This window comes from Streptomyces sp. YS-3 (genome assembly GCF_045257485.1).
Classification (GTDB): domain Bacteria; phylum Actinomycetota; class Actinomycetes; order Streptomycetales; family Streptomycetaceae; genus Streptomyces.
Map to the genome: position 1 here is coordinate 1 of NZ_JBJHPC010000633.1, position 3,937 is coordinate 3,937.

At 71.2% G+C, this 3,937-nt stretch carries 4 protein-coding genes; 1 reads left to right on the forward strand and 3 read right to left on the reverse strand.

Features of this window, described 5'->3' with window-relative positions; genetic code table 11:
- Window positions 1–35: 35 nt before the first annotated feature.
- Together ACJA3G_RS32235 and ACJA3G_RS32240 are read right to left on the reverse strand one after the other, a co-directional pair.
- On the reverse strand, window positions 36–1,562 hold the full coding sequence (locus ACJA3G_RS32235; RefSeq protein ID WP_406556581.1) for a DEAD/DEAH box helicase: 1,527 nt from the start codon (window positions 1,560–1,562) through the stop codon (window positions 36–38).
- A gap of 343 nt (window positions 1,563–1,905) precedes the next feature.
- Entirely contained in the window at window positions 1,906–2,109 is a 204-nt protein-coding gene (locus ACJA3G_RS32240) for a cold-shock protein (RefSeq protein ID WP_067161837.1), read from the reverse strand.
- Window positions 2,110–2,482: 373 nt separating this feature from the next.
- On the opposite strand from ACJA3G_RS32240, the gene ACJA3G_RS32245 reads away from it, so the two are divergent.
- The gene (locus ACJA3G_RS32245) at window positions 2,483–3,169 is read left to right on the forward strand and encodes a beta-glucanase (RefSeq protein ID WP_406556583.1); all 687 of its coding nucleotides are present in this window, start codon (window positions 2,483–2,485) and stop codon (window positions 3,167–3,169) included.
- 76 nt (window positions 3,170–3,245) lie between these two features.
- On the opposite strand, the gene ACJA3G_RS32250 is transcribed toward ACJA3G_RS32245, so the two are convergent.
- The coding region (locus ACJA3G_RS32250; protein ID WP_406556582.1) for a DUF2993 domain-containing protein at window positions 3,246–3,937 on the reverse strand (692 nt) is incomplete at its 5' end.

The following is a 3,937-nucleotide window of genomic DNA, read 5'->3' on the forward strand; positions in this document are numbered from 1 at the left end:
CCGCTAGGCCGGGCGGCGTCCCCCTACCGTCCCCGCTAGGCCGAGCGGCGTACGCGGGCCGCCTTGCGGGCCTCGGCGAGCTGCTGGGCCTCGGTGGTCCGCCGGCCTCCGCCGGAGCGGCCGGGACGGCCCGGGGTGGTGCCGATACCCCGGAAGGGGGCCCCGCCGCACTTGGGGCGCTCGGCCGCCGGCGCGTTGCCGATCGGGACGCCCGACGGTGCCTGGGCGCCGGTGATCCGGTTCAGTTCGGCCTCGCCGGAGCGGACCTGGGTGATCTGCGGCCGGATACCGGCGTCCGCCATCAGCCGGGTCATGTCGCGGCGCTGGTTGGGCGTGACCAGGGTGACAACGCTGCCGGACTCACCGGCGCGCGCGGTACGGCCGCCCCGGTGGAGGTAGTCCTTGTGGTCGGCGGGCGGATCGACGTTGACGACCAGGTCGAGGTCGTCGACGTGGATGCCCCGGGCCGCCACGTTCGTCGCCACCAACGTGGTGACCTGCCCGTCCTTGAACTGGGCCAGGGTGCGGGTGCGCTGCGGCTGCGACTTGCCGCCGTGCAGCGCGGCGGCCCGTACACCGCTGCTCATGAGGTGCTTGGTGAACTGGTCGACCGCGTGCTTGGTGTCCAGGAACATGATCACCCGGCCCTCGCGGGCGGCGATCTCCGTGGCGGTGGCGTACTTGTCGGCGCCGTGCACATGCAGCAGGTGGTGTTCCATCGTGGTGACCGCCGCCGCCGAGGGGTCGACGGAGTGGACCACCGGGTCGCTCAGATAGCGGCGCACCAGCAGGTCCACGTTGCGGTCCAGGGTGGCGGAGAACAGCATCCGCTGCCCGTCCGGGCGCACCAGGTCGAGCAGCTCGGTGACCTGCGGCATGAAGCCCATGTCGGCCATCTGGTCGGCCTCGTCCAGCACGGTGATGTCCACCCGGTCCAGACGGCAGTCGCGGCGCTCGACGAGGTCCTTCAGCCGCCCGGGGGTCGCCACGACGACCTCGGCGCCGGAGCGCAGTGCCCCGGCCTGGCGTCCGATCGACATTCCGCCGACGACGGTGGCCAGGCGCAGCCTGAGCGACCTGGCGTACGGGGTGAGCGCGTCGGTGACCTGCTGGGCCAGCTCACGGGTGGGGACCAGGATCAGGGCCAGCGGCTGCTTGGAGTCGGCGCGCTTGCCCGCGGTACGGGCCAGGAGCGCGAGGCCGAAGGCCAGGGTCTTGCCGGAGCCGGTGCGGCCACGGCCGAGCACGTCACGGCCCGCGAGGGAGTTCGGCAGGGTGGCGGCCTGGATGGGGAACGGCTCCGTCACACCCCGGTCGGTGAGCGCCGCCAGCAGCGGGGCGGGCATGTCCAGGTCGGCGAAGGCCTCGGCCGCGGGAAGCGCCGGGGTGACGGTGGCGGGCAGGGCGAATTCACCCTGCGGGGCGGCGGGGCGCCTTGTGCGGCCGGCGGAGCGGCTCTGCGCCTGGGCGCGGTAGCGTGCGCCACCGCGTTCGGCGCCGCCGGATCCGGATCCCTTGCGCTCGCCGTAGGAGCGGTCATTCGTACGTGTTGATCGGTTCATGCAGAACCTTCCTCGATATGGCACGTATCGAGGAATTCGCGGCGGAGACGACTGCCGGGGAATCGCAAGAACGAGCCGAAAGAAAAGACGAGAACGAGCCCGGTCCGGCCGCGTCGTCGCGGGCCGCCGGGCCTCGGAATACCTGCCGTGGGCCGGTCCGCGGGGATGGTCCCGGCGGAGCGGTGCCGCGTACGGCGGTACCCGGTGTCCCGCGTGTCGTGGAGTGCCGTCCACGGCGCGGTGGACACGGGCCGTACGGGCGCGTGTCCTGGAGACAGCAACGAGCTGGGGCCCGTACACAAGGTGCGGGCCCCAGCTGCGTCATACCTGCGCTTCAGTGGCGTCAGGCGGGGGTGATGTTCTCCGCCTGCGGGCCCTTCTGGCCCTGCGTGACGTCGAAGTTCACCTTCTGGCCTTCCTGAAGCTCACGGAAGCCCTGGGTGGCGATGTTCGAGTAGTGGGCGAACACGTCCGGGCCGCCACCCTCCTGCTCGATGAAGCCGAAGCCCTTTTCCGAGTTGAACCACTTCACGGTGCCAGTAGCCATGTCATATCTCCTTCGGGGCATTGCCCTTGGAATCCACACTGTGTGAACCCCGGCGTCGCCGCGATGATTACCCCGTCCGGAAAGCACCGGAAATACAAAAGTGCCCGGCGGAAGATTGCCCGCCCAGGCACTTGAAGTCTTTGGGAACCACAACTGCAACTGAGATCAACAGTAGCACGGGTCGGCCGCCGCGTACAGCAAATGCCGAAGGTTTCAGCCGAACGCCGCAGAATCCCCGATCTCCCGGGGAAAACGCCCCGAACGCACCACCCCGGCCCTTTGCTTACGTAAAGCATACTTTCGGGGTACGGGGAGGAGACGCCCGGCAACGTCCGGGAAGCGGCCCGGTGCGCTCCGCGCCTGTGCCAGAGTGTTGGCCGTGCTCCCCGAGGCCCCGCGCCCGCCCGTCCTCACCGCCGACTTCACCTCCCCCGCGCAGTGGGTGGCGGGCCGCTCCTGGGCGTATCCGGACGGCGGCCCCGTCAATCCCGGCGACGACAAGCTCGACCATCTGGTCCCCGACGCCGAGTACGGCCGCACCGGCACGTTCCGGGCGAGGCGCCGCCCCGACGGCATGTGGAACACGGGGCTGCTGACCACCGAGGGCAGTGACGAGGACTTCATGGTCCGCGCGGGTGACGTCCTGGAGGCCCGGGTCCGGCTGCCCCGCGAGACGGGGGCCTGGCCGGCGATCTGGACCTGGCGGGACGGCGGCCAGGAGGTCGACGTGTTCGAGTACCACCCCGACAACCCCGATCTCCTGGAACTGACCAACCACGTCCGGGACGCCCACCACTACCACCGCGACCCGTCCGTCGCCCCCGGCGCCCTCCTGGACCTGCGGGTCGAGTTCGGCGCCCGTTCGGTGACGTGGTGGGTGAACGGCGCCCCGGTCTTCGCCGACCACAAGGGGGTGGGCCGCCGCTGGCACGCCCATCTCATCGTCAACCTCTCGGTCAGCGCGGGCCGTTACCACCCCCGGCCCGCTCCCGATGTGTCGGAGATGTCGTTCGAGGTGCCCGCGCTGCGGGTGTACCGGGAACCGGCGAACGCCGTATGACACCGAACCCGTGACACCGACTCCGTGACGTCCCAACTGCGTGACGTCTCGTCACATGGCTTGGGCGCTACGGGTTTCAGGCGCGCGCATCGGTACGGAAGGTGACGTCCTTGCCGGAGAGCGTCGCGGTGAGTCCCTCCGGCGTCGTGGTGACGGAGGTCAGGGCCAGACCGTCCGGGATGCCGTCGAGCTTCACCTCGCGCTCCAGCATGCCGGTGACGATCGAGCGCATCGCCTGGGGCAGGCCGTCCCCGAGCTTCACGGAACGCAGCTTCAGCGTGCGCTCCCCCGCCATCTCGACGCGCGCGCTGGCCCCGACCCGGCCGAAGAGGGGCACCGAGGCGGTGGCCGCGACGCGCGGTTCGGATGTGGTGCTGTCCGGGCTGAAGCCGAGGTCGAAGCCGAGTGCGCCGGACAGGTCCCGGTAGGACACGAAGGCGGTGGCCCTGGCGGAGGCGGCGTGGGCCTCGGAGGCGTCGGAGGAGCGGCGCAGCCGGTCGAGCTCGACGGTCAACGTGGTGATCGGGAGCCGGCCGCCGTCGCGGCCCGCGGGTATGCCGGAGGCCTCGATGTCGACGCGGTCGAGCGTGCCTCCGGCGAGCTGGGTCAGTACGGGGAAGCCGTGCACCTCCACATGGGGTGCGGTCGTGAGCCCCTGGGCCTTCTGGAAGGCGTCGGCCGTACGGTGTTCCGTCCAGGCGGCTGCGGCCCGGTCCCCCGCCACGCCCAGCCCGGCCAGCACCACCATGGCCACGGCGTACTTGCGCC